General features: G+C 33.5%; 25 protein-coding genes and 2 tRNA genes. 10 read left to right on the top strand and 17 right to left on the bottom strand.

Going from position 1 to position 25,582, the window contains the following annotated elements; all coding sequences use genetic code 11:
* Nucleotides 1-62 precede the first annotated feature (62 nt).
* From AC1Q5Z_RS10190 to AC1Q5Z_RS10180, 3 genes are all read left to right on the top strand, one after another.
* Nucleotides 63-136: transfer RNA gene (locus tag AC1Q5Z_RS10190), tRNA-Asn, on the top strand.
* Between the two features lie 39 nt (nucleotides 137-175).
* Nucleotides 176-249 (top strand) — tRNA-Asn (locus AC1Q5Z_RS10185).
* A gap of 53 nt (nucleotides 250-302) precedes the next feature.
* Nucleotides 303-587: a GIY-YIG nuclease family protein gene (locus AC1Q5Z_RS10180; RefSeq protein WP_343589707.1), complete on the top strand. Its 285-nt coding sequence runs from the start codon at nucleotides 303-305 to the stop codon at nucleotides 585-587.
* Nucleotides 588-1,363: 776 nt separating this feature from the next.
* Here the strand turns inward: AC1Q5Z_RS10180 and AC1Q5Z_RS10175 are convergent.
* Nucleotides 1,364-2,047, bottom strand: a complete 684-nt coding sequence (locus AC1Q5Z_RS10175) for a hypothetical protein (RefSeq protein ID WP_492444637.1) — start codon at nucleotides 2,045-2,047, stop codon at nucleotides 1,364-1,366.
* A gap of 120 nt (nucleotides 2,048-2,167) precedes the next feature.
* Nucleotides 2,168-2,446: a hypothetical protein gene (locus AC1Q5Z_RS10170; protein WP_343589709.1), complete on the bottom strand. Its 279-nt coding sequence runs from the start codon at nucleotides 2,444-2,446 to the stop codon at nucleotides 2,168-2,170.
* Nucleotides 2,447-2,638: 192 nt separating this feature from the next.
* On the opposite strand from AC1Q5Z_RS10170, the gene AC1Q5Z_RS10165 reads away from it, so the two are divergent.
* Complete coding sequence (locus tag AC1Q5Z_RS10165; RefSeq protein WP_198854942.1) at nucleotides 2,639-3,034, top strand: helix-turn-helix domain-containing protein; 396 nt, start codon at nucleotides 2,639-2,641, stop codon at nucleotides 3,032-3,034.
* Nucleotides 3,035-3,242: 208 nt separating this feature from the next.
* Nucleotides 3,243-5,438, top strand: a complete 2,196-nt coding sequence (locus AC1Q5Z_RS10160) for a S8 family peptidase (RefSeq protein WP_343589711.1) — start codon at nucleotides 3,243-3,245, stop codon at nucleotides 5,436-5,438.
* Nucleotides 5,439-5,510: 72 nt separating this feature from the next.
* Here AC1Q5Z_RS10160 and AC1Q5Z_RS10155 read toward each other — a convergent pair whose 3' ends face one another.
* From AC1Q5Z_RS10155 to AC1Q5Z_RS10090, 14 genes are all read right to left on the bottom strand, one after another.
* The gene (locus AC1Q5Z_RS10155) at nucleotides 5,511-6,707 is read right to left on the bottom strand and encodes a C1 family peptidase (protein ID WP_198854945.1); all 1,197 of its coding nucleotides are present in this window, start codon (nucleotides 6,705-6,707) and stop codon (nucleotides 5,511-5,513) included.
* A gap of 222 nt (nucleotides 6,708-6,929) precedes the next feature.
* On the bottom strand, nucleotides 6,930-8,090 hold the full coding sequence (locus tag AC1Q5Z_RS10150; RefSeq protein ID WP_278019894.1) for a BamA/TamA family outer membrane protein: 1,161 nt from the start codon (nucleotides 8,088-8,090) through the stop codon (nucleotides 6,930-6,932).
* A 69-nt stretch (nucleotides 8,091-8,159) separates the two neighbouring features.
* A complete protein-coding gene (locus tag AC1Q5Z_RS10145) occupies nucleotides 8,160-9,128 on the bottom strand; it encodes a SphA family protein (RefSeq protein WP_492444633.1) in 969 nt (322 codons plus the stop codon).
* Nucleotides 9,129-9,194: 66 nt separating this feature from the next.
* Complete coding sequence (locus tag AC1Q5Z_RS10140) at nucleotides 9,195-10,370, bottom strand: helix-turn-helix domain-containing protein (protein ID WP_492444631.1); 1,176 nt, start codon at nucleotides 10,368-10,370, stop codon at nucleotides 9,195-9,197.
* Between the two features lie 123 nt (nucleotides 10,371-10,493).
* Nucleotides 10,494-11,072: a DUF4136 domain-containing protein gene (locus AC1Q5Z_RS10135; protein ID WP_343589714.1), complete on the bottom strand. Its 579-nt coding sequence runs from the start codon at nucleotides 11,070-11,072 to the stop codon at nucleotides 10,494-10,496.
* A 247-nt stretch (nucleotides 11,073-11,319) separates the two neighbouring features.
* Complete coding sequence (locus AC1Q5Z_RS10130; protein ID WP_492444630.1) at nucleotides 11,320-12,720, bottom strand: DUF2252 domain-containing protein; 1,401 nt, start codon at nucleotides 12,718-12,720, stop codon at nucleotides 11,320-11,322.
* 45 nt (nucleotides 12,721-12,765) lie between these two features.
* Nucleotides 12,766-13,569, bottom strand: coding sequence for a hypothetical protein (locus AC1Q5Z_RS10125; protein ID WP_198854951.1), 804 nt, complete (start codon nucleotides 13,567-13,569; stop codon nucleotides 12,766-12,768).
* Between the two features lie 71 nt (nucleotides 13,570-13,640).
* Nucleotides 13,641-14,651 (bottom strand): HAD family hydrolase, encoded by a 1,011-nt coding sequence (locus AC1Q5Z_RS10120; RefSeq protein ID WP_492444628.1) that lies wholly within the window; start codon nucleotides 14,649-14,651, stop codon nucleotides 13,641-13,643.
* A gap of 56 nt (nucleotides 14,652-14,707) precedes the next feature.
* Nucleotides 14,708-16,390 (bottom strand): arylsulfatase, encoded by a 1,683-nt coding sequence (locus tag AC1Q5Z_RS10115; protein ID WP_286972119.1) that lies wholly within the window; start codon nucleotides 16,388-16,390, stop codon nucleotides 14,708-14,710.
* 600 nt (nucleotides 16,391-16,990) lie between these two features.
* Nucleotides 16,991-18,424: a pyruvate kinase gene (gene pyk, locus AC1Q5Z_RS10110; protein WP_492444626.1), complete on the bottom strand. Its 1,434-nt coding sequence runs from the start codon at nucleotides 18,422-18,424 to the stop codon at nucleotides 16,991-16,993.
* A gap of 5 nt (nucleotides 18,425-18,429) precedes the next feature.
* Nucleotides 18,430-18,918 carry an IPExxxVDY family protein gene (locus AC1Q5Z_RS10105; protein ID WP_198854955.1) on the bottom strand — a complete coding sequence of 163 codons (489 nt, stop codon included), beginning with the start codon at nucleotides 18,916-18,918 and terminating at the stop codon, nucleotides 18,430-18,432.
* 125 nt (nucleotides 18,919-19,043) lie between these two features.
* Nucleotides 19,044-19,784: a ribonuclease III gene (gene rnc / locus AC1Q5Z_RS10100; protein ID WP_198854956.1), complete on the bottom strand. Its 741-nt coding sequence runs from the start codon at nucleotides 19,782-19,784 to the stop codon at nucleotides 19,044-19,046.
* Between the two features lie 10 nt (nucleotides 19,785-19,794).
* A complete protein-coding gene (gene fabF / locus AC1Q5Z_RS10095; RefSeq protein WP_111368511.1) occupies nucleotides 19,795-21,048 on the bottom strand; it encodes a beta-ketoacyl-ACP synthase II in 1,254 nt (417 codons plus the stop codon).
* Between the two features lie 236 nt (nucleotides 21,049-21,284).
* Entirely contained in the window at nucleotides 21,285-21,521 is a 237-nt protein-coding gene (locus AC1Q5Z_RS10090) for an acyl carrier protein (RefSeq protein WP_007137004.1), read from the bottom strand.
* 175 nt (nucleotides 21,522-21,696) lie between these two features.
* Here AC1Q5Z_RS10090 and purN point away from each other — a divergent pair, with 175 nt between their 5' ends.
* Both purN and rnhA read left to right on the top strand, forming a co-directional pair.
* Entirely contained in the window at nucleotides 21,697-22,269 is a 573-nt protein-coding gene (gene purN / locus AC1Q5Z_RS10085) for a phosphoribosylglycinamide formyltransferase (protein ID WP_492444624.1), read from the top strand.
* A 41-nt stretch (nucleotides 22,270-22,310) separates the two neighbouring features.
* Entirely contained in the window at nucleotides 22,311-22,787 is a 477-nt protein-coding gene (rnhA, locus tag AC1Q5Z_RS10080; protein ID WP_198854958.1) for a ribonuclease HI, read from the top strand.
* Between the two features lie 55 nt (nucleotides 22,788-22,842).
* On the opposite strand, the gene AC1Q5Z_RS10075 is transcribed toward rnhA, so the two are convergent.
* Entirely contained in the window at nucleotides 22,843-23,190 is a 348-nt protein-coding gene (locus AC1Q5Z_RS10075) for a DUF6249 domain-containing protein (protein ID WP_198854959.1), read from the bottom strand.
* A 315-nt stretch (nucleotides 23,191-23,505) separates the two neighbouring features.
* Here AC1Q5Z_RS10075 and AC1Q5Z_RS10070 point away from each other — a divergent pair, with 315 nt between their 5' ends.
* Genes AC1Q5Z_RS10070 through AC1Q5Z_RS10060 form a run of 3 tightly spaced genes read left to right on the top strand, consistent with a single transcriptional unit; the run spans nucleotide 23,506 to nucleotide 25,383 of the window.
* Complete coding sequence (locus AC1Q5Z_RS10070) at nucleotides 23,506-24,093, top strand: RNA polymerase sigma factor (protein WP_198854960.1); 588 nt, start codon at nucleotides 23,506-23,508, stop codon at nucleotides 24,091-24,093.
* Nucleotides 24,077-24,472 carry a hypothetical protein gene (locus AC1Q5Z_RS10065; RefSeq protein WP_198854961.1) on the top strand — a complete coding sequence of 132 codons (396 nt, stop codon included), beginning with the start codon at nucleotides 24,077-24,079 and terminating at the stop codon, nucleotides 24,470-24,472. Before AC1Q5Z_RS10070 ends, AC1Q5Z_RS10065 begins: the two co-directional genes overlap by 17 nt.
* 8 nt (nucleotides 24,473-24,480) lie before the next feature.
* Nucleotides 24,481-25,383, top strand: coding sequence for an alpha/beta hydrolase family protein (locus AC1Q5Z_RS10060; RefSeq protein ID WP_492444621.1), 903 nt, complete (start codon nucleotides 24,481-24,483; stop codon nucleotides 25,381-25,383).
* Nucleotides 25,384-25,582: the final 199 nt, after the last annotated feature.

The raw sequence follows: 25,582 nt of genomic DNA, 5'->3' as shown, positions 1-25,582 counted from the left end.
AAAATGTTTTTGAGAAACTAAAAATAGTTTTATATTTGCACTCGCTAAAAAGAGCAACACTTTCCTCCTTAGCTCAGTTGGTTAGAGCATCTGACTGTTAATCAGAGGGTCCTTGGTTCGAGCCCAAGAGGGGGAGCAACTTTTTTTAGCAAACATATTAACCTTTTAAGGTGATTCCTCCTTAGCTCAGTTGGTTAGAGCATCTGACTGTTAATCAGAGGGTCCTTGGTTCGAGCCCAAGAGGGGGAGCTTATTAAATACCACTTACAAATTGTAAGTGGTATTTTTTTTACCCCTATACCATGAATCATATTGTATATATTCTACACTCCCTAAAGCTTAATCGCTATTATATTGGCTATACAACTAATTTTGACTTAAGATTAGAATTTCACAAAAATTCACCTTCCAACAAATTTACTGCAAATGCAAATGACTGGACTTTGTTTCTTAGTTTTGACTGTGCCAACAAAACCCAAGCACTTTCAATAGAAAAGCATATCAAAAACATGAAGAGCAAAACTTATATTGAAAACTTAATCAAGTATCCAGATATTATTTTAAAACTGAAAGAAAAATACAAATAACCTATTAATCAGAGCCCCGATAGCTATCGGGGTTGGTTCGAGCCCAAGAGGGGGAGCTTAAAAAAAGACGATCAAATTTGATCGTCTTTTTTTTGTTCAAATTCCAAAGTTTAAAAATTCCAAATTCCAATAATAGGGTTGTTTATTTAACCGCAAAGAGCGCAAGGTTTTTACGCAAAGGTCGCAAAGATTTAACGCAGAGGTCGCTAAGAGTTTTTTTTATCCGAGACTTAATAGGAATCTATAAAAGAGATCGCAAAGATTGCCAATCTTTGTCGATATGCGAGTGTGATCCTTCGTTCCTCAGGATGACAAACTGTAGGTAAAACAAAAAAATTCGCAAAACTTTATAAACACAAAGCTTTGCGAACTTAATCTTTAGATTTATCTCAAAATAACCTTTGCGAACTCTGCGTAAAACCTTAGCGCTCTTTGCGGTTGAAAAACTTCACACAAAAAAGCTCGCAAAGCTTTATACACACAAAGCTTTGCGAACTTAATCTTTAGATTTTGGCTAAACCCCACATTAAAATAGCTTTGTGCTCTTTGCGTAAATCTTAGCGTACTTTGCGTTAAAAAACTTTACGCAAAACCTCAGCGCCCTTTGCGGTTAAAAAACTTCACACAAAAAAGCTCGCAAAACTTTATAAACACAAAGCTTTGCGAACTTAATCTTTAGATTTTGGCTAAACTCCACATTAAAAATAGCTTTGTGCTCTTTGCGTAAATCTTAGCGCACTTTGCGTTAAAAAAATTTCACACACAAAGAAAAAATCTTATTTCATTGTCAAAGTTTCGCTCTTGAACCTTTTCATTAAAGTATTGGCTTTTTCATCTTCGTTTATTGCTTTTAAAGACTGGGCGTATCTATAATAATAAATAACTTCTAGATTAGGAGATTCTTCAAATAGCTGCGCATAATAACCTACTGCTTCCTTCAAATTTCCTTCAAAATACAGTCGGTTGGCAACTTTTTTTAGCATATCGGTAGATTTATATCCTTTATCAATAACTTTTGCATACGTGTTGACTACATCGACTTTTACGTATTTTGAACTTATAGATGCAGGAGCTGTAATTTCTACCTTTACAGGTTCTAAAGAAGCAGATGCGCTTGCAACAGTTGTTTTGGCCTCTATGGCATTTGGAGCTACTTTAGGTTTTCTTTTTACGTAATTCGGAATTACTGTTCTAGTATTATTAGGCCCAAGATCGTAAGTGTCGACCATGTCCAATTTTGAAACTTGGTAAGTAATAATTCTACCTCCAAATAACTTATTTATTCTTTCTTCTACATAATACGATTGTATTACAAAATCGCTATTATTAGCAAGACTATCCGTCAATAATGTCGTTTTTCCTGTTACTGGCGAAGCGGAGGCATGGTTGGTGCGCTGGGCAAAACAGCCGAGAGAAAATACGAACGCAAGTGTACATAAAATTGCTTCATACTTTTTCATGATTTTTTTGAATAAAATTAGATGCCCCAATTAAAAAACTCAGATCAAAGTTACTGATTTTCTTTTACTTAGCTTTACACACACCATGAATTACTTAGAAAGCCGATAAAGTACTTCTTTTTACGCATTTATCATTTGAACGCAGGCTTTTTGTATTTCTTCGTCTGAAAATGGTTCTAGCGCTTTTGCCAACATTTTACTGGTTCTAATACAGCTTAACATTTTAATTCGTAAAGAACGGTTGTCTCCCGATTCTGTTTCTAGAAGATGCTCAAAAATCTCGGTTAAGTATTCTGGATGGTTTTTATATTCTCCGTCGAAACAAATATCTGATACCAATCTCGCTACCGATTCTATTATTTTGTTCTCATTTGCATTGCTTTCGTTTTCTGTTTTCATGGCTTTGATTTATGGCTTTGATTTATGGCTTTGATTAATGAATAATTATTGTACGAAAAATTGTATTTTTGTTCTGGCTAAATAAACGATAGAATACATTTTAACAAAATAGATTGAGATTTTATCTCACAGCTAAAAAGATTGTATTTTACTACATTCCTAATTTTTAAGGATTTTTAATATCTTTGAAGTATGAGCACAGCAACAAAACCAAAACATATCGGGAGAAACATAAGCCGCATTCGTGAGCTTAGAGGAATGAAACAAGAAGCACTTGCTATTGCAATAGGTGTTAGCCAACAATACGTTTCTACAATTGAAGGAAGCGAAAATGTTGACGACGAAAGACTAAACTCTATTGCTGAAGCTTTGGGAGTTTCGGCTGATGCAATTAAGAACTATAGCGACGAGGTTGTATTAAACAACATTCAAAATAATCACGAAGGTTCTGTTATTCATAGCGGACCAACTGTAAACCATAATTGCAACTTCAATCCACTTGATAAAGTTGTGGAACTTTACGAGCGTTTGGTTCAGGCTGAAAAGGATAAAGTGGAGTATTTGGAGAGGTTGATGAAGGGGAAGTAGATTTCTGATTTTATATATATAAAAAGAGGCGCATTGAATGCGCCTCTTTTTTTGTTTAAATATTCTTTACTCTATCTTATAAATTTACTTAATATTTTACGGAAAACCGTAAAACAACTAAAAATCAATATTTTATATTTACAAAATGTAAATTGTATTTTGCCCTATAAAAATTTATTTTATTATTAATCATTAAATTTCAAATATTATGTCAAAAGATAAATTCCATTTTGAAATTCCAAAAGACAATATTAGAAATGAAAAATATGAAAAAACTGGCGGTGGTGTTTCTGTCGAAAGAAGCAACCACAAAGAACATGGATTAGTTTTATTGACAGAAGTTAACGAGCTAAAAGAAATAGAATATGACAAAAGAGATTTTCACTACACTTCCGACATTTATCTTCAAATAGAAACTCCGAGAGGATATTCATTGAAAAATCAAAAACAAAAAATCGAACATTTAGGGCTAGAAATTTTAAGTTATTCAACAACGAATAAATCACTTGGAACTGCTAGAATAAAAAAAGATAAAATTGAAATTTTTGAAGAAAAACTAAATGAATACATTAATAGTCAAGACAATACTGGAAAAACGTATTTCTCTCCAATTGAGCACATTTATACTATTCCTTCTGAAAATAAGATTAAATCAGAAATTGACGTGACATCATTAACAGAAGTATCCATTATAATAAATCTATTTAATGCTCTTGAAAAAAAAGAGAGACTTGCAATAAACAATAGAATTGTAGAGGAGATAAAACAATATACTGAAAATGTAAGTTTTCAAAATTTCACAAATGGAATAAGCTCTATAGAATGCACTATTAAAGGTGTATTTATATCAAAAATTGCATCCGAATTTACAACAATAAGGGAAATAAAAGTAAATCGAACTTTTTTTGTGGAAAATTCTATTCCTGCTGAAAAAGTGCCAAGTGAATTAAAAGTAATGCCTGTCCAATCAAATTCGACAATTTGCATAATTGATTCCGGAATAAATAGAAATGGAATTTTCAAAAATATTGTACAAGGGCAAATTCTTTATCTGCCTGCTGGATCAATTGATTGTGGATATAATCATGGAACATTTGTCGCTAGCAGATGCGTTTTTGGTGATAATATAGAAAATTGTTTAGGAACCTATATTTTAGAACCATACTGTTACCTGTTAGATGTTCCTGTCTTTGGCATTGACAATCAAGGAAAAGAAAAAAACCCAACAGAATTTGAACTTAGAAAAGCAATCGAAGAAGTTGTTCTAGCAAATTATAAGCACATCAAAGTTTTTAATTTGTCTTTAGGAATTCCAAATCCAATCGCAAATTTTGAGTTTTCTGAATTAGCTAAATTATTAGATTTTCTTTCAAAAGAATACAAAGTTTTATTTGTAATTGCAGCAGGAAATATAAATCGAATGTTAGGCCCTTTTCCTGTAGATCATTTTAATCATTTTGAATCAAGAATTGGTTCTCCTGCAGAATCTTTACTTGGGCTAACTGTTGGATCAATTGCAAAATATTCAAATCCTAATTCATTATCTCAAAACAACTTTCTATCTGCCTTTTCAAGAATAGGTCCAGGAGCTGACATGGGTATAAAACCCGAAGTTGTAGCTCATGGAGGAAATCTAATATTACCGTATACTCCCTCACCTCGCACTTCAACTTATGGAATTAGTAGTGATGGATTAAATTTAGCCCTAGATGTAGGAACGAGTCATGCTGCCCCTATAATTTCTCAATATGCTCAGAAACTATTTGATTACTACCCCAATAGCGATCCAAATCTAGTAAAAAGTTTAATATGTCATTTTAGTGATAAAAGAGATAAGCATAATCAACTTACTGACGCAAATTCAAAATACGTAGGATTTGGCGAACCAAATATCGAAAATGCAATTAGAGCTAATGATCATAATGCTGCTTTTATATTTGAAGGAGAGCTAGATCAAGAAAATTACCAATACATTTCTTTTCATGTTCCTAAAACACTAGCATGTGAAGAGGATTCTAAATTAAAAATTAAAATAACAATAACTTATGATCCTTCCGTGAACCCAGACAATGAGTATGAATACTCAAATTCAAGAATTTCTGCAAAATTATTTAAGCCATCTACTAGAGGATTTTCTCCTATAAATATCTCTAGGGATAAGTACAATTTACCTTGGAATCCTATAATTCAATTTGAAAAAAGTTTCACAAGAGCATACTTAACAGGTTTATGGGATTTAAGATTGAGATTATACACGAGAGGCAATGTTGATGAAAATTACAAGCAAGATTATTCTGTTGTAATCGAAATAATTGATGAAAAAAGTAATAAAAACGTTTATGAAGATATAATATCTGAATTTGGAAAAATATATAAACAAATTGAGATAAATATTGCTGCATAATAGTAAAAACAAAAAGCGCCGCAATCCAAAGATTACGGCGCTTTTCTATTTTCTGTAAAAACTCTAAGGTAATTAAACCCCTAATTTCTTAGCAATTTCAGCAGGAATTCCTCCTTTGTTTACTAGTAATGCAGTAGTTTTATATTTTACGAAGTTCTTAGTTACAAACAAGAAACCTTTGTAGTCGTTTGTTTCTCCCCAAGAATTTTTTACGATATAGTATTCTTTTCCAGTTTGATCTTTTGCAAGACCAATAATGTGCATTCCGTGGTCGTCTGTTGTAGTGTAGTTATCAAACGCAGCCTGACGCATTTCTGGAGTAATTTCTGGTTCAGCTTTTGGTCCGTTAAACATGTCTGCTTTTTCTTCAGCTGTCATGTCGTCGAATTTTTTAGATGCTACATAAGCTACACCGTTTTTCCAGCTAAAGCTTTTCTCGCTCACATCTGTTGCCCAAGCTACAGTATATCCTTTTTTAAGTGCATTGTCGATAACGTCTGTCATATCGTTCAATTTTACGTTGTAAACTTGATCTAATGACCAGTTGTCTGGCACCATCATAGTTGTTTTTTGGTAGTAAGGAGCGTTTGTAAAAGATGACATTTCTACATAATCATCTGGGTTAATTCCTACTACTTCTTTAGCAAAAGATTGTGGCGTGTAGTTTTTTCCTTTGTATGTAAAGTTATCTGGCACTTTTCCTAAATAAGAATCAATAACTGCTGCATACGCTTTTTGCCAGTTTGGAGTCAATTCTCCGTTCGGGTTTTTTACCACTGCTGTAAGAACACCTTCCATAAGAGCGCCCATTTCAGCAAATTTGTTTTTGTCTGTTCCGTAGTTTAATCCTGTATAAACTTCTCTAGGCACAGTTCCATATTTTTTATACATATTAATTACATCGTGAAGAGCTCCTCCGTCTCCAAGCGTAATTGCTCCGTGCATACGAACATAGTTTACTCCTTTTTCTACATATACGTTTCTTGCAGAATAAATTTGAGATAGCTCAACTGGCTGTTTTCCTAAACGAATCATTTCTGACTCTAAGAATGAGTTTGTTGAGTAGCTCCAGCAAGTTCCAGATGATCCTTGAGATTTTACAGATGTTGTACCTAGGTTAATTACTTCTGTGAATTTGAAGTTTTCTTTACTTTTGTCGCTTGCATTTAGTTTAAGTGAATTTACTAAAATGTCTTGCGCAAAGCAGCCTGCAGTTCCAGCCAAAAATACTGAAGCAGCAAACACTGATTTGAATGAAAATGTATTCATAATTTATGTTTAAGATTTAACAAAATTAGTCTTCAATGTTTCCAATTTGTTACAAAACAATTAAATATTATACAATTTGTGTAATCTTAAATTGTTAATATTTTCTTAACGGCATAAATTATTAAGTTATTTAATACAAAAAGCCTCCATAACGCATTATTGAGGCTTTTTGTGTGTAGTATTTTATAAATTAACTTCTTACAAGTTTTTTTGCTTCAAAATTTATCGCATCCAGTTGCTTCCAAAAACGATATAGTATGCCCAATCTTCTGGTCCTTTGGCAACGTCTATTCCCATTCGGAGTTTAAATTTTCTGGCAATTAGGTATCTAAAACCGCTTCCGTAGCTGTAAACGACAGGTTTTGCAAAAGCTTGATCCCAATCGTTAAAGGCGCTTGCGAGACCTCCGTAGCCCATAAGACTCCATCTTCGGTACAAATCCCATCTAAACTCGAGTTCAGATACAATACTGGTTTTTCCCATATAACGGGCAGCGGGAATTCCTCGCATATTAATTCCTGGCTGTAAATAAAAAGGCGGACTCCCCAACGCCTGTTCTCCTTCAATCCTGAGCCCACCAATTAAGGTTTTCGCCAACGGATAATATCCTATTGCCGATAAATTTATTCGCCATGCCTGGTAATCGCTGCCAATTGCCTTGTCTGACCAGAAAAAATCGGACTGAATTCTTACTCCTTTATCTGGTGTAAATATATTGTCACGTCCGTCAAACTGAAGCGCAAGTCCCAGCTGGCTTATGGTGCTCTTAATGTCTTTAGGGTCAACAAATGGCGGCGGAAGATTAAAATCGGGCAGGTTTATCTTGGAGTTTAAAAATAGATATTGCGGTCCTGCACTCCATTTTGCATTTTTAAACTGTTTGAGCCATTGCGTATAAAAAATAGTTGATTTAAAGTTGAGCTTAAATTCTTCGTCATTATGATTGGGAAGATTATTGGCGTAAAATGATAAATTCATATCGCCATAAGCGGCAAAACCACGATACAATATTTTAGATTTTACCAATGTTGCAGAACGAAAAGCACCTGCCAACCAGCTTTTATTTGCGGTATACATTCCTATTCCTCCTGTTATATCTGGATTTACAAGGCGTTTGGTTCCGTCTTCCTCAATAACAGGCGGACGTTTTTTTAAGAAAACCGGTGCGACTGCACCTCCAAATCCTCCCAGCGCAGGTTCTGTAACAATGGTAGGCACAACTAAGAATCCGTTGGCATAGATAAGAAAGTCACTCAAATCGAAAGCTCCATCTAGAGAATCTTTAAAAACTACTTGGTGTTTTTGCGCGCTTAAAACATTAAACGATAAGATAATCCAAACCAAAAATAGAATGCTTTTTTGTGTCGGTTTTTTGTTTTTCATATAAGATTTTTATCGTTTATATTTAAAATTTCACCTCATCTACAAAACCCGAAATTCTTAATTAAGAAATTATTTTTTCTTGAAACTGAAAACATGTGCCAACGTAATAAAAAAGGTATTTCCTTGAAATCTATTTTCGGCATTGACTTCTCCAACCCATCTAAAACCTGCCGATGTCATACAGCCAATGTGCAGATAATTAATCTCTGCGCCAAGTCCTGCAACTTTATCTTTGTCTGGTTCAATAACAAGAATGCTTCCTACTGGAATCTTGTCTTCAGAAACTTTGTATTGCAGATAGTAAATTAAACCCGCATTGAGTATGCCTTTTGGAGCTGTTTTTTCGGCATTCATGCAATAAAAAGTTTTTCCTAAACCCCCTTCAATGCTTAAAATATCTCCTGTTTTTATATCGGTGTCTTTCTTTTTTCCGTTGATTTCATAAGAGGCTAAAGCCGAAAAATGAAATGTTTTCTTATCATTAAAAAACAATGTAGTTCCTGCAGAGAATTCGTTCATAAACATTCCTAAACCGCTATTGTTGCTTCCGCCAAGTTCATATTTACCAGTGGGCAAATACAATTGATAACCAAATACAAAATCGGCTCTTTTGTTATGCCAGCCTAACTGAATGGGCTGTATATACATATCTGTAAAAGCAAAATCGCTTTTAGAATCGATGTAACTTCCTTGAATTGTGTTAGAAGCGCCAGCTATCAGAATTGTGGCTCCATAATTGGCTCCCAAAATTTTAAAATCGCTTACATAATTAGCTCCAATACCTGTTATAAACATCGTAAGATCTGGATTGCCAACTTTGTCTCCGTTAGAATCTCTTAAAGAAGATGCGCTATAAATATAACCTGGAATATATACGCTAAGTGTGTTTTCTGGTGATTGAGTTCCCGATTGAAGCCCCAGTGACCCCAAAATATGTCCGCCTTTTAACTGGGCATTACCACAAAAAGCAATCAATAGCAATGTTGCTGTTAAAACCGATTGCGCTAGTTTTTTCGGATTACTAATTTTTGCCTTCATAATGAAATATTTTGAATGGATTACGGCTTGGTAACAGGCATCAAATAATTATTATTGGAGAAAACTTTATTTGAAATAATAGACCTCTGAACGATCCGGATTTATGCGAATCGTTTTAAAGTATTCTGAAGGAGATTTTCCGGTGTGTTTTATAAATGCCCTGAAACAAGTTGTTCGAGATTTAAAACCAGAACCCCAAGCCATGCCTTCTAAGGATAAATCTTTCCATTCTGGATCGTTTATTTTCTCTTTAAAATATTCAATCCTTTTAAGATTTACATAATCCTGAAAATGAAGTCCGAATTCAGAATTAATTAAATTGGATAAATGATGCACAGATATTCCTGTTTCTTCAGCCAAATCTCTTATTACAAAATCCTTTTTTAAGAATAAACTTTTAGAGTTTAATTCGTAATCTAGTTTCATAAGGTATTCCTCCCTTTTTTCGAGAGTCAGTTCGTTTGCAATTGGAAGCGTACTTTTTGTTTCTTTCGCTTTTACTACTACTGTATTGTCTACAACAAAATCGAATGTTTCTTCTTCGTCATGAAAGATTTGCGGTTTGAAATAAAGCCAACCAACGGTAAAAAACAATACAGAAGAAATGAGAATATAACACGAAAGATCTGTTGGCTCTACTTTTTGCAATAAAAAATGATGAACAAAAAGTGCCGAAAATAAAACCAAAATCATGAGATTGTATACTCTAATCCAGTTAATTACTTTAATATGATGAAATTGGTTTCCTGCAAATTTTTTCAGATCATAGTTTAAAATCAACATGGTTTGAAAAAAGACATAGAAAAGCCAAATCGTCAGTGTTAAAACAGAAAATGGATTTTTGATTAATCCTGCAATATAATGAACCGCTTTTATATTAGTATAACTTCCGACATAAACAACCAGCGTTAAAAAGAAATAAATGCCAAATGGAACAAAATGCAACCAATCGTATTTTCTGAAACTTTTATTTAATGATAAAATGTTTCTAACGTACAAAAATGAGCAAGGAGCGGTTAAAAATATAAACGCTTTTGTAATGGTAAATAGATCTGGAAAATCTTTAAATAAGTTGGCCGACAAATAAAAATTGTAGATACTTACTACCGCAAGACTCAATAAAAACATTCCCAAAAAGAAACTCTTTGAATAGTTTTTTCTAGAAAATAAAACCATAATTGAAGTTGCCAGACCAGCAATTGTGGCTACGAAAAAGAAAAGTGAGAGTAATATATCGATCATTTTTTTAAGCTTAATTAGTGAATGGTTTTCTTAAAATCTTAAAAATAGAATGCGAGAAGGGGCGTGTAGTATAAAATTGCACTTGCCGAAGCTTGGCAAGTACAATATTTATTTCTGTTTTAATTATTTTTTAACTGTTCCCGGAGGGAAATCAGCTAGTATTTTTTTAATTGCATCGTTGATGAATTGTTCTGGATTATCTGGCTTGCTGTCAATTTCAGCATTTCCGATTCCTTGCCAAACCAATTTGTCTGTTTTTGCAGATACGATGTCGATAATTAATGATCCATCAACATAATCATAAGAATTGAATGTTGTAGTACCGCCACCCATCATAGCACCGCCACCCCAATATCCGTATGGACGATACATTCCGCCATAGCCATAAAAATTACTATCGGCTGTGACTTGAGTTTTGTTTTTTAAAATAGAAACAGCATTTACTTTTAAATCTGGATTACTCGATTCTGTAAAGCCTTTTGCGAGCATTTCGTTTCGGATTGCTTTTGCAACACGATCAACATTTAACTGATTTACTTGGCCTTGCTGTGCTTTTAAGTCATAAACTGCAAAAGTTTTGTATTCGCTAAAGTTCGCCGCATGATCATAATCAGTTGTAACTTTTACAGTTGGAGAGCAGCTGTAAAACAAACCCAAAAATAAAATTGGGATTATACGAAGACTTGTTCTTTTAATATTCATGTTGTGGTATTTATTAAATTAATAATTAAATCAGTTTAACTCGAATGTATTAAAATCATAAAAATCTTGAACGAAAGGGGGCTAAAACAGCCTAAGAATTGCCAACGCAACACAAGTGCTTACTAAACAATTACTTAGATCACTCTCAAAGATAAATCATTTTCTTTAATTAACACTATTAAATAAATAAAATCTTACTTTACTCTTGTTTGATTTTTTTGTCTATTTAACTTTGCATAACTATACCCTAAATTTCGGATGCTATTGGCAGTTTACCGTGTTTTATTGCTTCTAACATTTTATTGTAATCCGATTCGTTCTGATCAGCATATAAAACTGAAAATTCTGAAATGGCGTCGGCAAATTTATCTGTATCTCCAATATAACCCGAAATCATTGAAGGATCTCCTGAGCGTGCATGTGCTCTTGCAAGCGCCCATCCGCAAGCTTTGGCATAATCTGCCAGATTTTTGGGTTTCATTACTTCTAAAACCGGTTTTATTTTAGCATCTCTAAGTTGTCTTATATAGAAAAATCTGTCCTTACTATCGTTTGTCCAACCCAAAAACATATCAGATGCAGACTGCATCAGCTTTTGTCCCATTACAATACGTTCTCCCTGATGAGTGTATTTACTTTTAATTTTTACATTTTCTTCTATCACACTTTTTCTGGCTTCTTTAAACTGTAAAAAAATAGGTTCGCCTGTAGCAGACATTAGCAAACTAATTCCGCAAAGAGTTCCAACACTTCCTACACCCACGACCTTAATGACAATATCGTGAAGCTTATATCTGCTTAATAAAATCTGCTTCTCTTCTGAAAGAGATTCTATGTATCTTTTATGAATAATTTCACCTTCTTTAGCGACTTGTTTTTCAAGATCTCCACTTGGGTGAAATATCAACGGTGGATCATCTTTTATTCGTGCTCTGGCTCCGTCAAAATAAGTCATCTTTGCAAATTCTTTTTCGTGAGCTGTATATTCTGATGCTTTTTTTATTCTCTTCTGGTCAAACTCTTTCTGTTCTTTATCATGACCTAATTCAATCATTTCTGCCAGATCAATATCTGCATACCAAATTTGAAGGGCAGATAATTTACTATAATCCAACATATGCCGTTTGTAACTATCAGCAGCATGCCAAGCAAATTCTTTGCAATTTTTATTAGAAAATTTTCGCCATCTTCCTGCAATGACAAAACTTGCTGCCAGTCGTTTTATATCCCATTCCCATGGTCCAGGAAACGTTTCGTCAAAATCATTTATATCAAAAACCAATTTACGTTCGGGAGTGGCAAAACCTCCAAAATTCATTAAATGGCAATCACCGCAAAGCTGTAAATTTATTCCCGATATTGGAGTATGCGCTAAGTCGGCAGCCATAATTGCCGCTGCTCCTCTGTAAAATGCAAAAGGCGATTCCATCATTCTGCTATACCGAATTGGCACTAGACTTTCAACTCTTCCTTCACTGGTTTTGATTAAAATATCTACTGGATCTTTTCGATTTTTAAAAGAATTCCATTCCTGATGCTTCTCTAAAGGAATTTTCTTTCTAATCGAAGCTCCTTTTTCATAACGTTCTGCCTTTGATGCTATCGGGTTAAATGGGGTTTCGGCTGTATGTTTTGAATCTTCTTCCATAATTCCGATAAATAAAATTAAAAAGACCTTTTTAAAACGGTTTTATTATTGTGGAAATATAAATGCTACAACCGCTCTTAATCCCCAATCTGGTCTTATGTTTGAATGTCCAACAACAGGAATTAGAGGCATAACGGCAAATTGCATCGTCTGACCTCCTAATTTTGTAATTGCACCAACATTTGGACTAACGGTAATAAGAGTTGTATTTCCTTCCCAGTTTTGTGTGATCTCTGAAGTGATTCCTAAACTTGCACCGCTCTTATAACTATGCGTTAAGAATATTTGTGTGTAAAACTGATTGAAATCTGCTCTATCTGCATTTCCTGCAACAGACCAAATTTGATTGGCCAAAAAACCAATAGAAAGTCCTTTTCCTTGATGCATAACTAAAACGCTTGGTCCAATTCCGAATTTTTCTGTTCCTAAAAGTTTGTCTGTAGCAGTTGGAACTAAAAAAGCAGGACCAACTCCTAAGATGATTCCTTTAGTTTTAGGGGCAAAAAATGCGGTTACGGTGGCATCACTTAAACCAAACTCGTGTGTGTTTTCTCCCGTTACATCCTGCTGATCTACAACTGGAAGAATATAACGAGTAATCAAGTTTAGATTCTCACTTAACTTGAATGGAACAACAGGCTGTATATTGATCTGATATTTTGATCCATTATAAGCGCCAATTCCGTAAGTAAGATTATTTTGCAACGGAACACTAATTAAACTTGCCACGGGATTTGCCATTTTATCTGCTAATTCCTGTGCACTGTTTCCCGCTTTTGCCGGTTCTTCTTGAGCTGAAATTGTAAAAGTGACAAATAGCAGCAATATTGCTAGAAAAGAATTTTTCATACGGCTTAAAACTTATTAATTAAAAAACTTCAACTCTTTGACCCTTTAATCTGCAAACAATTCTTTTTTTCTTACTCTGCGAAAACTTTTTTCCAGTCTTTCTGCATATCCACAACATGCCATTTATTTTTTGCAGCTGCATTTAATGAAGCATTATCTTTCTCCTGATATTTATACTCTCTTATTGAATCATTGTGATTTACGAGTAATTGAAAAGATGGATATTTATTTCCCTGCGAATAAGTTAGCATTGCAATATCACCTGCTCCGCCTTCATTACCACAAGCAAAAACAGGTCGCTGTCCAATGTGCAATTGAATGCCAACTGGTTTTCCTTCTTTATCATTAAAATGGTCTAAAGCCGCTTCTCGTTGTACCGCATTTTTAGCTGCATCATATTTATATTTGAAAGAAGTTCCTACTACATGATCTTTCGGAATTCCGTAAAAATCCTGAGATATTGCTCTTACTACTTCGATTGTTCCACCAGTAACGATGTATGTTTTAAATCCGTTGGCACGGAGATAATTCAGCAGTTCTAATTGCGGCTGATAACGTATTTGTTTTACTGGAATATTTTTACCCGGATATTGCGCACTTTTAAAAAAGTCATTCACCGAAGTTTCAAATTCATCTTCAGTCATTCCTGTATGAGTTGCTGCAACCAATTCTATTAGTGCTTTATCGCCTCCTTTTTCAAAAAAGGTTTTATCTTTTTCTATAACTGCCTTAAAAGGTTGTTTTTGCGCCAATTCAGGTTTGGCTTCTACCATTTTTTTTACTCGATAAAAAGCAAATAATTCCTGAACATAAGGCTTTTCAGCCCAAAGTGTTCCGTCATTATCAAAAGTGGCAATTCTACTTTCTGTTGGAATAAAGTCTGGACTTCCTTCTTTGGTTACTTTTTCAACATAAGCGATTATATCTTTCTTTAAAGCTCCGTCATTCCAGCTTGGTAGAGGATCACCATTTGCCTCTGTTTGTGTCTGCTTGCTTTCTGCCGTAGATGTTGCAGGTTCTGATTTTTTACAAGAAACTAAAAATAAAGTGACAATAGATAAAATAAATATTCTTTTTTTCATGATACTTTTATTTTATAAAAGAGATTCAGATGGATAATCTGAATCTCTTTTCGAATTTATTTTTTCTTTTTTGAAGCTGCCTCTTCTTCTTCTTTTAACTTAGGTAAAACATTTTTCTCTACATATTTTTGAGCTTTGATATCTTTCATTGCTTCTTCCATAATAGTATAAGCAGAGAAACTTGGCGGAATTGATCTTGGAGGATATTCTTTAAATGTTTCTGCGAAAACAACCACATCTTGTATGGCTCCATACATTAACTGCACGTGATTCATTTGCCAATCCCAAAAAGTATTAGATGTTATATCTGCTCTTTCAAATGGATCTTGATACAAATTGAAGATCTTTTGTAAACGAAGTTTAGTAAATGGTTCTGCCCAAACCCCCATTGTTCCGCCTAAACGCTGTTCTGCAAAAACATACTTATAATCTCCTTCTCTTAATCCTACCAATAAACCATCATCATCTGTATAAAAGAATTTATCTCTTGCACTTTTTGCTGTTTTGCCTTCTAAAAATTTACTTTGGTCATAACCATCTAAATGCACTTTATAAGTTTTACCATTTGCGCTATAACCTTTTAAAAGTTTATTTACGATATCTGGTTCACCTGCAATTGAAGCGAATGTAGGAATCCAATCATTATGGCTCATTAATTCAGTAGTTACAGTTCCTGGTTTGATATGTCCTGGCCAACGTACAATACATGGTACACGGAAAGCTCCATCCCAGTTAGTATTTTTTTCTGAACGGAAAGGTGTCATAGCACCATCAGGCCAAGTATTCATGTGAGGTCCATTATCTGTAGAATACACTACAATTGTATTGTCAGCAATTCCTAAATCGTCTAATGCTTTTAAAATGCTTCCAATAGTTTCATCGTGTTCAATCATACCGTCAATATACTCGCTGTCTCCATGAGTATATCTTCCTCTGTGTTCTGCTCTTACGTGTGTACGAAGGTGCATACGAGTAGCATTGAACCAGCAGAAAAATGGTTTTCCTGCAGCATTTTGTCTCTTAATAAAGTCGATTGCAGCGGCAGAAGTTTCGTCATCAACAGTTTCCATTCTTTTTTTAGTAAGCGCGCCTGTATCTTCAATTTTTTGCTTTCCAACTCTTCCAAAACGAGGATCTGTAGTTGGATCATCAACATTCGTTGCTGTACATTTTAAAACCCCTCTTGGTCCAAATTTTTTCAAATATTCTGGATCTTTTGGATAATCTGGCAATTCTGGCTCTTCTTCTGCATTTAAGTGATACAGATTTCCGAAGAATTCATCAAAACCGTTTACAGTTGGCAAACTTTCATTTCGGTCTCCAACGTGGTTTTTACCAAATTGTCCCGTTACATATCCTAAGCTTTTCATAATTCCTCCAACTGAAGGATCTAACTGGCTCATTCCCATTGGTGCCCCTGGGAAACCTACTTTTGTAAGACCAGTACGAAGACCATGTTGTCCTGTTAAAAAAGCTGCGCGTCCGGCAGTACAGCTTTGTTCTCCATAATAATGTAAAAATCTAAGCCCTTCATTGGCTAAACGATCAATATTTGGAGTTGTGTAGCCCATAAGTCCATCACTGTATGCACTTATATTAGTTGTTCCAATATCGTCACCCCAAAGCACCAAAATATTTGGCTTTTTGCTTTGCGCTATAATAGAAACCCCAGAAAAAAATAGTAACACAAATACCTGTAAGGCATTTGAAAATCCGCATTTTAATTTGATTTGTTTCATGATAAAAAAATTCGTTAATGATCTTGTTATGATATGAGCTTGAAAATCCAAAAAAATAAATGGGAAAATTGCAATCTTTCAAAAAACACTTTCAACCTTAGGTTGCATTTTTTTGATGTGTTTCAAATTCATTTTATTTTAAAATCTGAAACAAAATGTTTTTAACTTTTTTTTAAGTATCTCAAATTTAACTAGTAAAAGGGCGAACTATTGAATTTATAAGGCATGAACTTGTTTCATATTATAATATGAAACAAGAAAATTGGAGAATTTGCACCAAAATGTTTCACTTTATAAAATGAAACATCGAAAAACGTCAGAAAATTAAGCAGTTAAGTCTTTGGCGGAAAAGTACCAAAAAGAGAGAAATAACCATGAGAATTCTATTTTGACATCAATATTTTTTAAACTTTTAGTCAAATGGAACAAAAAAATCTTCTTTTTAAACTAAAAATTTATCAGATTATCAAAATATTATACTATAAAATGTCTAGTAGAAGATAAAAAGTCTAACTAGCAAACTAATTTTTTAAAAAAGGTTTAGTAACGAAAAAGCCGCTTAAAAAATTAAGCGGCCTTTTTTACATATCTTAAGAAATGTTACTCGATTTCAGAAACTCTCATCGTGTTAACCATTCCTCTATCTTTAATTGGCATTGCAGCAAGGTTGATTAAGTAATCTCCTTTTTGTGCATAACCTTTATTGATTGCAATTTGATTTACATCTGTTACAGTGTCATCAGTACTTTCTTCATTATCATAGTAGAAAGATTTAACTCCCCATAATAAATTCAATTGTGTTAAGATTCTTCTGTTTGAAGTAAATACTAAAATATGAGCTGTAGATGGTCTCCAAGCTGAAATTTGGAATGCTGTATAACCGCTGTTTGTTAAAGTACAAATTGCTTTAGCTTCAATTTCATTTGCTAATAAAGCTGCTTGGTGGCAAACTGTTTTAGTAACAAAACGTTTTGTTTTAATTTGTGGCGTATTTTGTGGAACCTGGATAAGTGGTGAATTCTCAACAGCTTCACAAATTTGCGCCATTCTTTGAATTACTTGTACAGGGTAGTTTCCTGTAGCAGTTTCTCCAGATAACATTACAGCATCTGCACCATCCATTACAGAGTTTGCAACGTCGTTTACTTCTGCTCTTGTCGGAGTTAAACTTGTAATCATTGTTTCCATCATTTGTGTAGCAACGATAACAGGAATTCTAGCTGTTTTAGCTCTTCTGATCAAATCTTTTTGTACCAATGGAACTTCGTGAGCAGGAAGCTCAACACCAAGATCTCCACGAGCAACCATTAAACCATCGCAATATGCTACAATTTTATCCATGTTCTCAAGAGCTTCTGGCATTTCAATTTTAGCAATGATTGGAATTTTTACATCTGAATGTTTAGCAATTAATTCTTGTAAATCTTGCAAATCGCGTGGAGTCTTTACAAATGAAAGTGCGATCCAATCTACTTTTTGCTCGATTGCGAAAATCGCATCAGCAATATCTTTTTCAGTTAAAGCTGGTAAAGAAATTTTTGTGTTTGGAAGATTAACTCCTTTTTTAGATTTTAATTCTCCACCTTGAATAACTTTAGCAACAACTTCTGATTTTTTATCTGTAGAAACAATTTCGAAAATAAGTTTACCATCATCAAGCAAAATGCGCTCTCCAACATTTACATCATTTGGGAAATTTTGATATTTCATGAATGCTTTTTTTGCATTTCCGATAATATCCTCTGCAGTTGTAAAAGTAATTTCGTCTCCATCGTGTACAACAGTTCCTTCTTCCATTACACCAACTCTAAGTTTTGGTCCTTGCAAATCTCCTAAGATTGCAGTTGTGTAGCCAAACTCTTCGTTTAATCCTCTAATGATGTCGATTTTTTCTTTTACTCCTTCGTAATCTGCATGCGAAAAATTGATTCTAAACACATTAACCCCAGCATCGATCATATCTTTAATGATCTCTCTTGTACTACAAGCGGGCCCAAGTGTAGCAACAATTTTGGTTTTCTTGTTTGTTAGCATTTTTTTTAAAAAATTAGATTGTTTTTTGATTTTATTTTGTCTGTATCAACAGCATAAATAGCCGCAATACTTTCTATTGTGTTTAATTTTTGTTGAATTTCTGAAAAATTAAGCGCCTCTTCGCTATTATCAATTTTCAGGAAAAAATCGACTTTTTTAAATTCAGGAAGTAAATGAATTGTTGTCGAAACCTCACTTGTTTCATTAGAAAACAAATTCTGGAAATCATTTGTACTCACAGAAATGATTTCATTTTTATTCTGAATTAAATTCCAGGAAACAGCCTTTTCTTCATCATAATAATAGAATCTCGAAAAATTTGCTTCACCTTCCTTAGTTTGAGCATGGATCTCGTGTTTGCTCTTACTTAAGTTGATTGGAAGGATTTTATTAATAAAATAAGCCAATCTATAATCTTCTAATGAAGTATGAATTGCCATTAAATAATAATCAATTTCGTCAAATTCGTCTAAATCCAATTTATGAATAGCCATGTCTTGAAAAATCAAGTTGTAAATATACTATTTCTAAACGGAGCATCAACAGTAATGACGCGCTTGTTTTGTTAAATTATAAACGAAAACGTTGTAGGCTTGTGATAGTTACAACATTTTTGCAGCTATTTCTTGTCAATTTTCTCTTGAAATGCAAAATAAGCTCTTTGAGATGCTTTTTCTTCTGCTTTCTTTTTTGAAGTTGCACGCGCTCTTGCGACAACTTTATCATCAATGCTCAATTTGACACCAAATAAACGCTGGCCGTCTATACCATTATCTTCGAAAATGTCATAATGAAAAACTCTCTTTTCTTTCTGACACCATTCGATAACAAGACTTTTATAACTAATAACTTTACCTTCTAGTCGAGCAATATCGACATAAGGAGTTACTACTCTTTTTTGGATAAATTTCTCGCAAAAAGCATAGCCTTTATCTAAATAAATTGCTCCAATTAAAGACTCAAAAATATTACCATGAATGTTTTCTCCAAAGTGCTGAATTGGCACTTTGCTCTCTACAAACTGTACTAAATTTAAATCTTTACCTAACTCGTTCAAATGCTCTCGGCTCACAATTTTCGAACGCATTTTAGTTAAATAACCTTCGTCACCATTTGGAGCTTTATTAAATAAATGTGCAGCAATCACGGCACTTAACATAGCATCTCCTAAAAACTCTAAGCGTTCATAATTTATAGGATGCCCATTTTGATCTAATTTATTTGAAGAGCGATGCGTGAAAGCTCTTCGGTAAAAATCAACATTTGTAGGCGGAAAACCAAGAATTTTCTGAATAGTGTCAAAAAAAATCCCGTCTTCTAGAGAACGGGATTTAGAAAATATTTTTTTGATAATATTCATATACAGAAAATTAATCAGCTAGTTTTTTAAACAATACGCAAGCATTGTGTCCACCAAAACCAAATGTATTACTCATAGCAACATTTACTTCTCTTTTTTGAGGCTTGTTTAGAGTAAGGTTTAAAGATGGGTCAATGTTTTCGTCAACAACTGTGTGGTTAATCGTTGGAGGAACAATTCCGTGTTGCATTGCCAAGATAGAAGCAATAGCTTCGATAGCTCCAGCAGCACCAAGTAAATGTCCTGTCATAGATTTTGTAGAGTTGATGTTGATATTTTTAGCGTGATCTCCAAAAACTTTACTAATTGCTTTTAACTCAGCAACGTCTCCTAATGGAGTAGAAGTTCCGTGAGTATTAATATGATCAACCTGATCAGGTGTCATTCCAGCATCTCTCAATGTGTTTTCCATTACTGCGATAACTCCAATTCCTTCTGGATGTGGTGCCGTTAAGTGATAAGCATCTGATGACATTCCGCCACCGCCAATTTCACAGTAGATTTTTGCACCTCTAGCTTTAGCATGTTCGTAATCTTCAAGAACCAAAGCTCCTGCTCCTTCTCCTAAAACGAAACCATCTCTAGTTGCATCAAAAGGTCTTGAAGCTGTTTCTGGACTTTCGTTTCTTGTAGATAAAGCATGCATTGAGCTAAATCCTCCCATACCTGCAATTGTAACAGCAGCTTCAGAACCACCAGAAACAATAACATCGCACATTCCTAAACGAATGTAATTGAAAGCATCGATTAACGCATTTGCAGAAGATGCACAAGCAGAAACCGTTGTATAATTTGGTCCCATGTACCCGTTACGCATAGAAATATGCGCTGGAGCGATATCGGCAATCATTTTAGGAATAAAGAAAGGATTGAACTTTGGAGTTCCATCACCTTTTGCATAATACAATACTTCATCCTGGAAAGTTTCTAAACCTCCAATTCCTGCTCCCCAGATAACACCAACTCTTTGTTTGTTTACGTTATCATTTGTGATTCCAGCATCTTTAATAGCTTCATCACTAGCAGCAATTGCATATTGTGCAAACTTATCTAATCTACGAGATTCCTTGCGATCCATGTAATCTTCAATATTGAAGTTTTTTACTTCGCAGGCAAATTTCGTTTTATGTTTCTCGGTATCATAATATGTGATCGGAGCGGCTCCGCTAACTCCATTCACAAGTGCGTTCCAATATTCTTGGATATTATTCCCGATAGGAGTAAGTGCACCTAATCCTGTTACAACAACTCGCCTTAATGCCATAAATATGTGTTTTGTACTTTAAACAAATAAAACCCACGCTTTCTTAACTTATTGTTATTTAAGAGCCATGGGAATTACAATAAAATATATCTTGTTTGATTGAAAATCAATCGAAATTTAAATTTTAAAAAAATAATAACACCCGACTCTTAAAAATTTCAAAAATCAAAAATCAAATTCCAACTGGAATTTGGAATTTCAAAAATTGGTACTTTTAGAAATCGGGTGTGGTATTATTATTTTTTTGCTTCTTCGATATAAGAAATAGCTTGACCTACAGTAGCAATGTTTTCTGCTTGATCGTCTGGAATTTGAATATCAAATTCTTTTTCGAATTCCATAATAAGCTCAACAGTGTCTAATGAGTCAGCTCCTAAATCATTAGTGAAGCTTGCTTCTGTTACAACTTCGTTTTCGTCAACACCTAATTTGTCTACGATAATCGCTTTTACTCTTGATGCAATGTCTGACATAATCTTTAATTTTAGAATTTAATTTGTTGGCAAAAATAAAAAACTTTATTTTAAAACAACTATTTAGTTTATAAATGTGACACTAATTTATAAAATTAATTTCAAGAAAGGTCTTTTAAAGCTATTTATTTTCGATTTTTATTCCGTTTTTTGCAGTCTTAAAACACACAACTTTATGAAAAAAATTATCGTTTTCGCCTCAGGATCAGGAACTAACACAGAGAACATTATAAAATATTTTTCGAACACCGAAATTGCGAAGGTTGTTTCGGTCTTTACAAATAATGCTTCGGCAAAAGTGATTGAAAGAGCAAAAAATCATCAAATTCCGGTCGAAATCTTCTCAAAAAACGAACTTTTAGAAAGAAACGTACTACAAAAAGTGCAAGAAATCGACCCAGATTTGATAATTTTGGCTGGCTTTCTATTAAAGTTCCCAGAAAACATAATCGAACAATATCCGAATAAAATAATCAACATTCATCCTGCCCTTTTACCAAGTTATGGAGGTAAAGGAATGTACGGAATGCACATACATAGAGCAATTGTAAATAATAAAGAAAAAGAAACCGGAATCTCTATCCATTATGTTAATGAAAACTATGATGAGGGCGGTATTATCTTTCAGGCAAATGTGGCACTAACCGATGAAGATACTCCAGAAAGTGTTGCAGAGAAGATTCATGAGCTGGAACAAAAACATTTTCCAGAGATTATTCATAAATTGTTAGATTCAAATTTCAACTAATCAAATCTCAATTTAAACAATCTACAATCTAAAATAATTAAATGTCTCACGAAGTACATATATATACAGACGGCGCAGCAAAAGGCAATCCAGGAAATGGCGGTTATGGAGTCGTAATGGAATTAGTCGGAACACCACATAAAAAAGAATTTTACGAAGGTTTTCGTCTCACTACCAATAATAGAATGGAACTTCTAGCAGTAATTGTAGGTTTAGAAAAACTGAAAAAGCCAAACATGAAAGTCCTTGTGGTTTCAGATTCCAAATATGTGGTCGATTCTGTTGAAAAAAAATGGGTTTTTGGTTGGGAGAAAAAAGGATATAAAGACAAGAAAAACCCCGACTTATGGAAACGTTTTTTAATTGCATATCGAAAACATCAAGTAGATTTTAAATGGATTAAAGGACATAATAATCATCCGCAAAACGAACGTTGCGATCAATTGGCAGTTATGGCATCGATGCAACCGAAACTTTCTGTAGATGTCTACTATGAAACCATTGGTTCTAAAGAATAAAAAAAAACGCATCAAATAATTGATGCGTTTTTTTGTACTAACTTAAATTTCTTATTTACTCTTTATCTAAATCTTTTGCTGTTTTAAATCCAGTCAAAAGTCCGATTCCTGCCATTATAAAAATAATTGAAGGATAAACGGCTCCATCATCTAGAGAAGTATAAGTTGTAATTAACAACGCTAGAAAAATTCCAACTCCACTACCTATTAATAAGAAAGCTATATTGACAACAAATATTTTCCATGCTGGAACTCCGTTACCTCTTCCCTGCAAAAAAATACTAGCATCTACTCCTTTTTCTATAAGAGCCAATCGCTCTCTGTTTCTTGTTGAATAAATTAAATAAACGATCCCGAAGATCATTAAAAAAAGACTTAGCGGTACTAAAACTTGTGGTCCCATAATTTTATGTTTTTATAATTGATTGATACTCCATATGACGACACCTTTTAAATTGAGGTTACAGCTTTTTTGAAAAATTTTTAAATTTTAAATTCAAAAATCCAAAAATCACTGATTATCAGCTATTTTTGAATATATTTTTCGCAAACAAACCTTGTCAAAGTCTTAAATTTTGACAAAGTATTATACTCCTATATATGTACATATAACAAAATTGGAATTTTGAATTTGTATTTAGAATTCATGCTTAAAAAAAATAGAATTTATTTTCGAATTTCTTGTAACCTAAACAAACAAACGGTCGTCCTATATAATATGAGCACAATACAAGATCAACATTATATCGATAAAGTTTTGCGGGGAGACACCAATGCATTTGGCGTTCTTGTAGATCGTTATAAGGATATGATCTTTACTTTGGCTCTAAAAATGGTTAAAAACCGTGAAGAAGCAGAAGAAGTTGCTCAAGACACCTTTATAAAGATTTATAATTCGCTGACAAAATTTAAGGGAGATTCCAAATTTTCGACTTGGATTTATAAGATTGCTTATAATACATGTCTAGACCGTTTGAAAAAAAATAAAAAAGAAGATCTGAATATTTCTATTGATGATTTTTCTTCTCATTTAATTAAAACCATGGACAATGCTTTGAGCGCATTAGAAGAAAAAGAACGAAAGCAAACCATTCAGAAATGTTTAAATTTATTGCCAAGCGATGAAAATTTTCTTTTGACCTTATTTTATTTTGATGATCAAAATTTAGAAGAAATTGGAAAAATCATGAATATATCGGCCAACAATGCCAAAGTAAAGTTATTTAGGAGCCGACAGAAATTAGCTGTGATTTTAAGACAGCAGTTAGAACCAGAAATAATAGAATGTTATGAAAGAGAGCGATAAAAATATAGAACAACTTATTGAGAAAATGATGGCTGAAGAAAAACTGCAGTCGCCATCAATAGATTTTACTTCTAAAATAATGGCTGAAGTTCATCTTTTAGAAGAGAAAAAACTCAAAGCATACAAACCTTTAATTTCTAAACCAATCTGGATTTTAATGGGATTGGCTTTAATTGCTTTGGTGATTTATGTTTCTCTATTTACTGCATCACAAAACAATTTGGAAATTGGCAAACAGTACGCTGATCAAGTGGCAAGTCTATTTTCAGGAATTCATTTTTCCAAAAATATCTTGTATGCCATCTTAATTGTTCCAATTATGATTCTGCTTCAGGTTGGAATTTTGAAGAATTATTTTGACAAAAAGTATCAATTATAAATTTAAAGATGAGAAACAATACAACAACTTTTAAGCAAGTTCTAAAAGCAAAAAGAATACCTATATATATTCTCTTAATGTTGCTGTTTTTTATCACTACTCATACATCAGCAACTCCATCAAACTTTACCAGTAAAGACGTAAAATTTGTTAGCGAAGGCATTTCACTCGCTGGAACTATTTTTACGCCTAACAACATGCAAGCTGCTGTTGTGATTGTTCACGGATCTGGACAAGAAAAAAGAATGATAGACTTTGCTACAACTCTAGCCAATAATGGAATTGCAGTTTTAACGTATGACAAACGTGGAGTCGGAGAATCAGGCGGCGTATATGCTGGACCAGAAGTAGGAACTAATAATGTCGATTTCTCAAATCTAACTCTTTTGTCTCTAGATGCAAGTATGGCTGTAAACACTTTGTCAAAATATTTATCAAATGACAAAATATCAATTGGTCTTATAGGCGGTAGTCAAGCTGGATGGATAATTCCATTGGCTGCAGAAAAAAATAAGAAAGTCAAATTTATGACCATATTTAGCGGAGCTCTTATCACGGTTAAAGAACAATTGAGATTCCAATTTTATACAAATGGGAATCAAGATTTTTGGAATACGCATTCAGAAGAAGAAGCAAGAAAGCACGTATTCAATGATCCAGACAAATATGAATTTGTTGATACAAATCCTAATGACGCTCTTTCTAAATTATCAATTCCAGGATTTTGGATTTTTGGAAGCAAAGACATTCAAGTGCCAGTGAAACTATCAATTGAATACCTTGATAAATTAAAATCTAAAGGAAAGCATTACGAATATAAATTATTTCCAAACTTGGGTCACAATACAGCATTTTCAAACTCCGAAGAGCCTATGAAGGATACAATCAATTGGATTAAAAACATAAAATAATTTAAGAATCATACGCAAAGATTTTTTTTGTCTTAATCAAAAAAAGAAAATCTTCTTCATTTAAAAAAACAAGACAGAAGAATGAGTTGTAAATTATTCGCAATTATTTTCAAAAAAGTTGCATCTTAAATTCAAAAAACCTATTATAAACACTGCGAAAAATAAATTTTAACCAATTCATTTACAATAGTTTTACTCC

This window comes from Flavobacterium sp. GW823-FHT06G12 (assembly GCF_058794775.1).
This window is presented reverse-complemented; position numbering and strand designations above follow the sequence as displayed.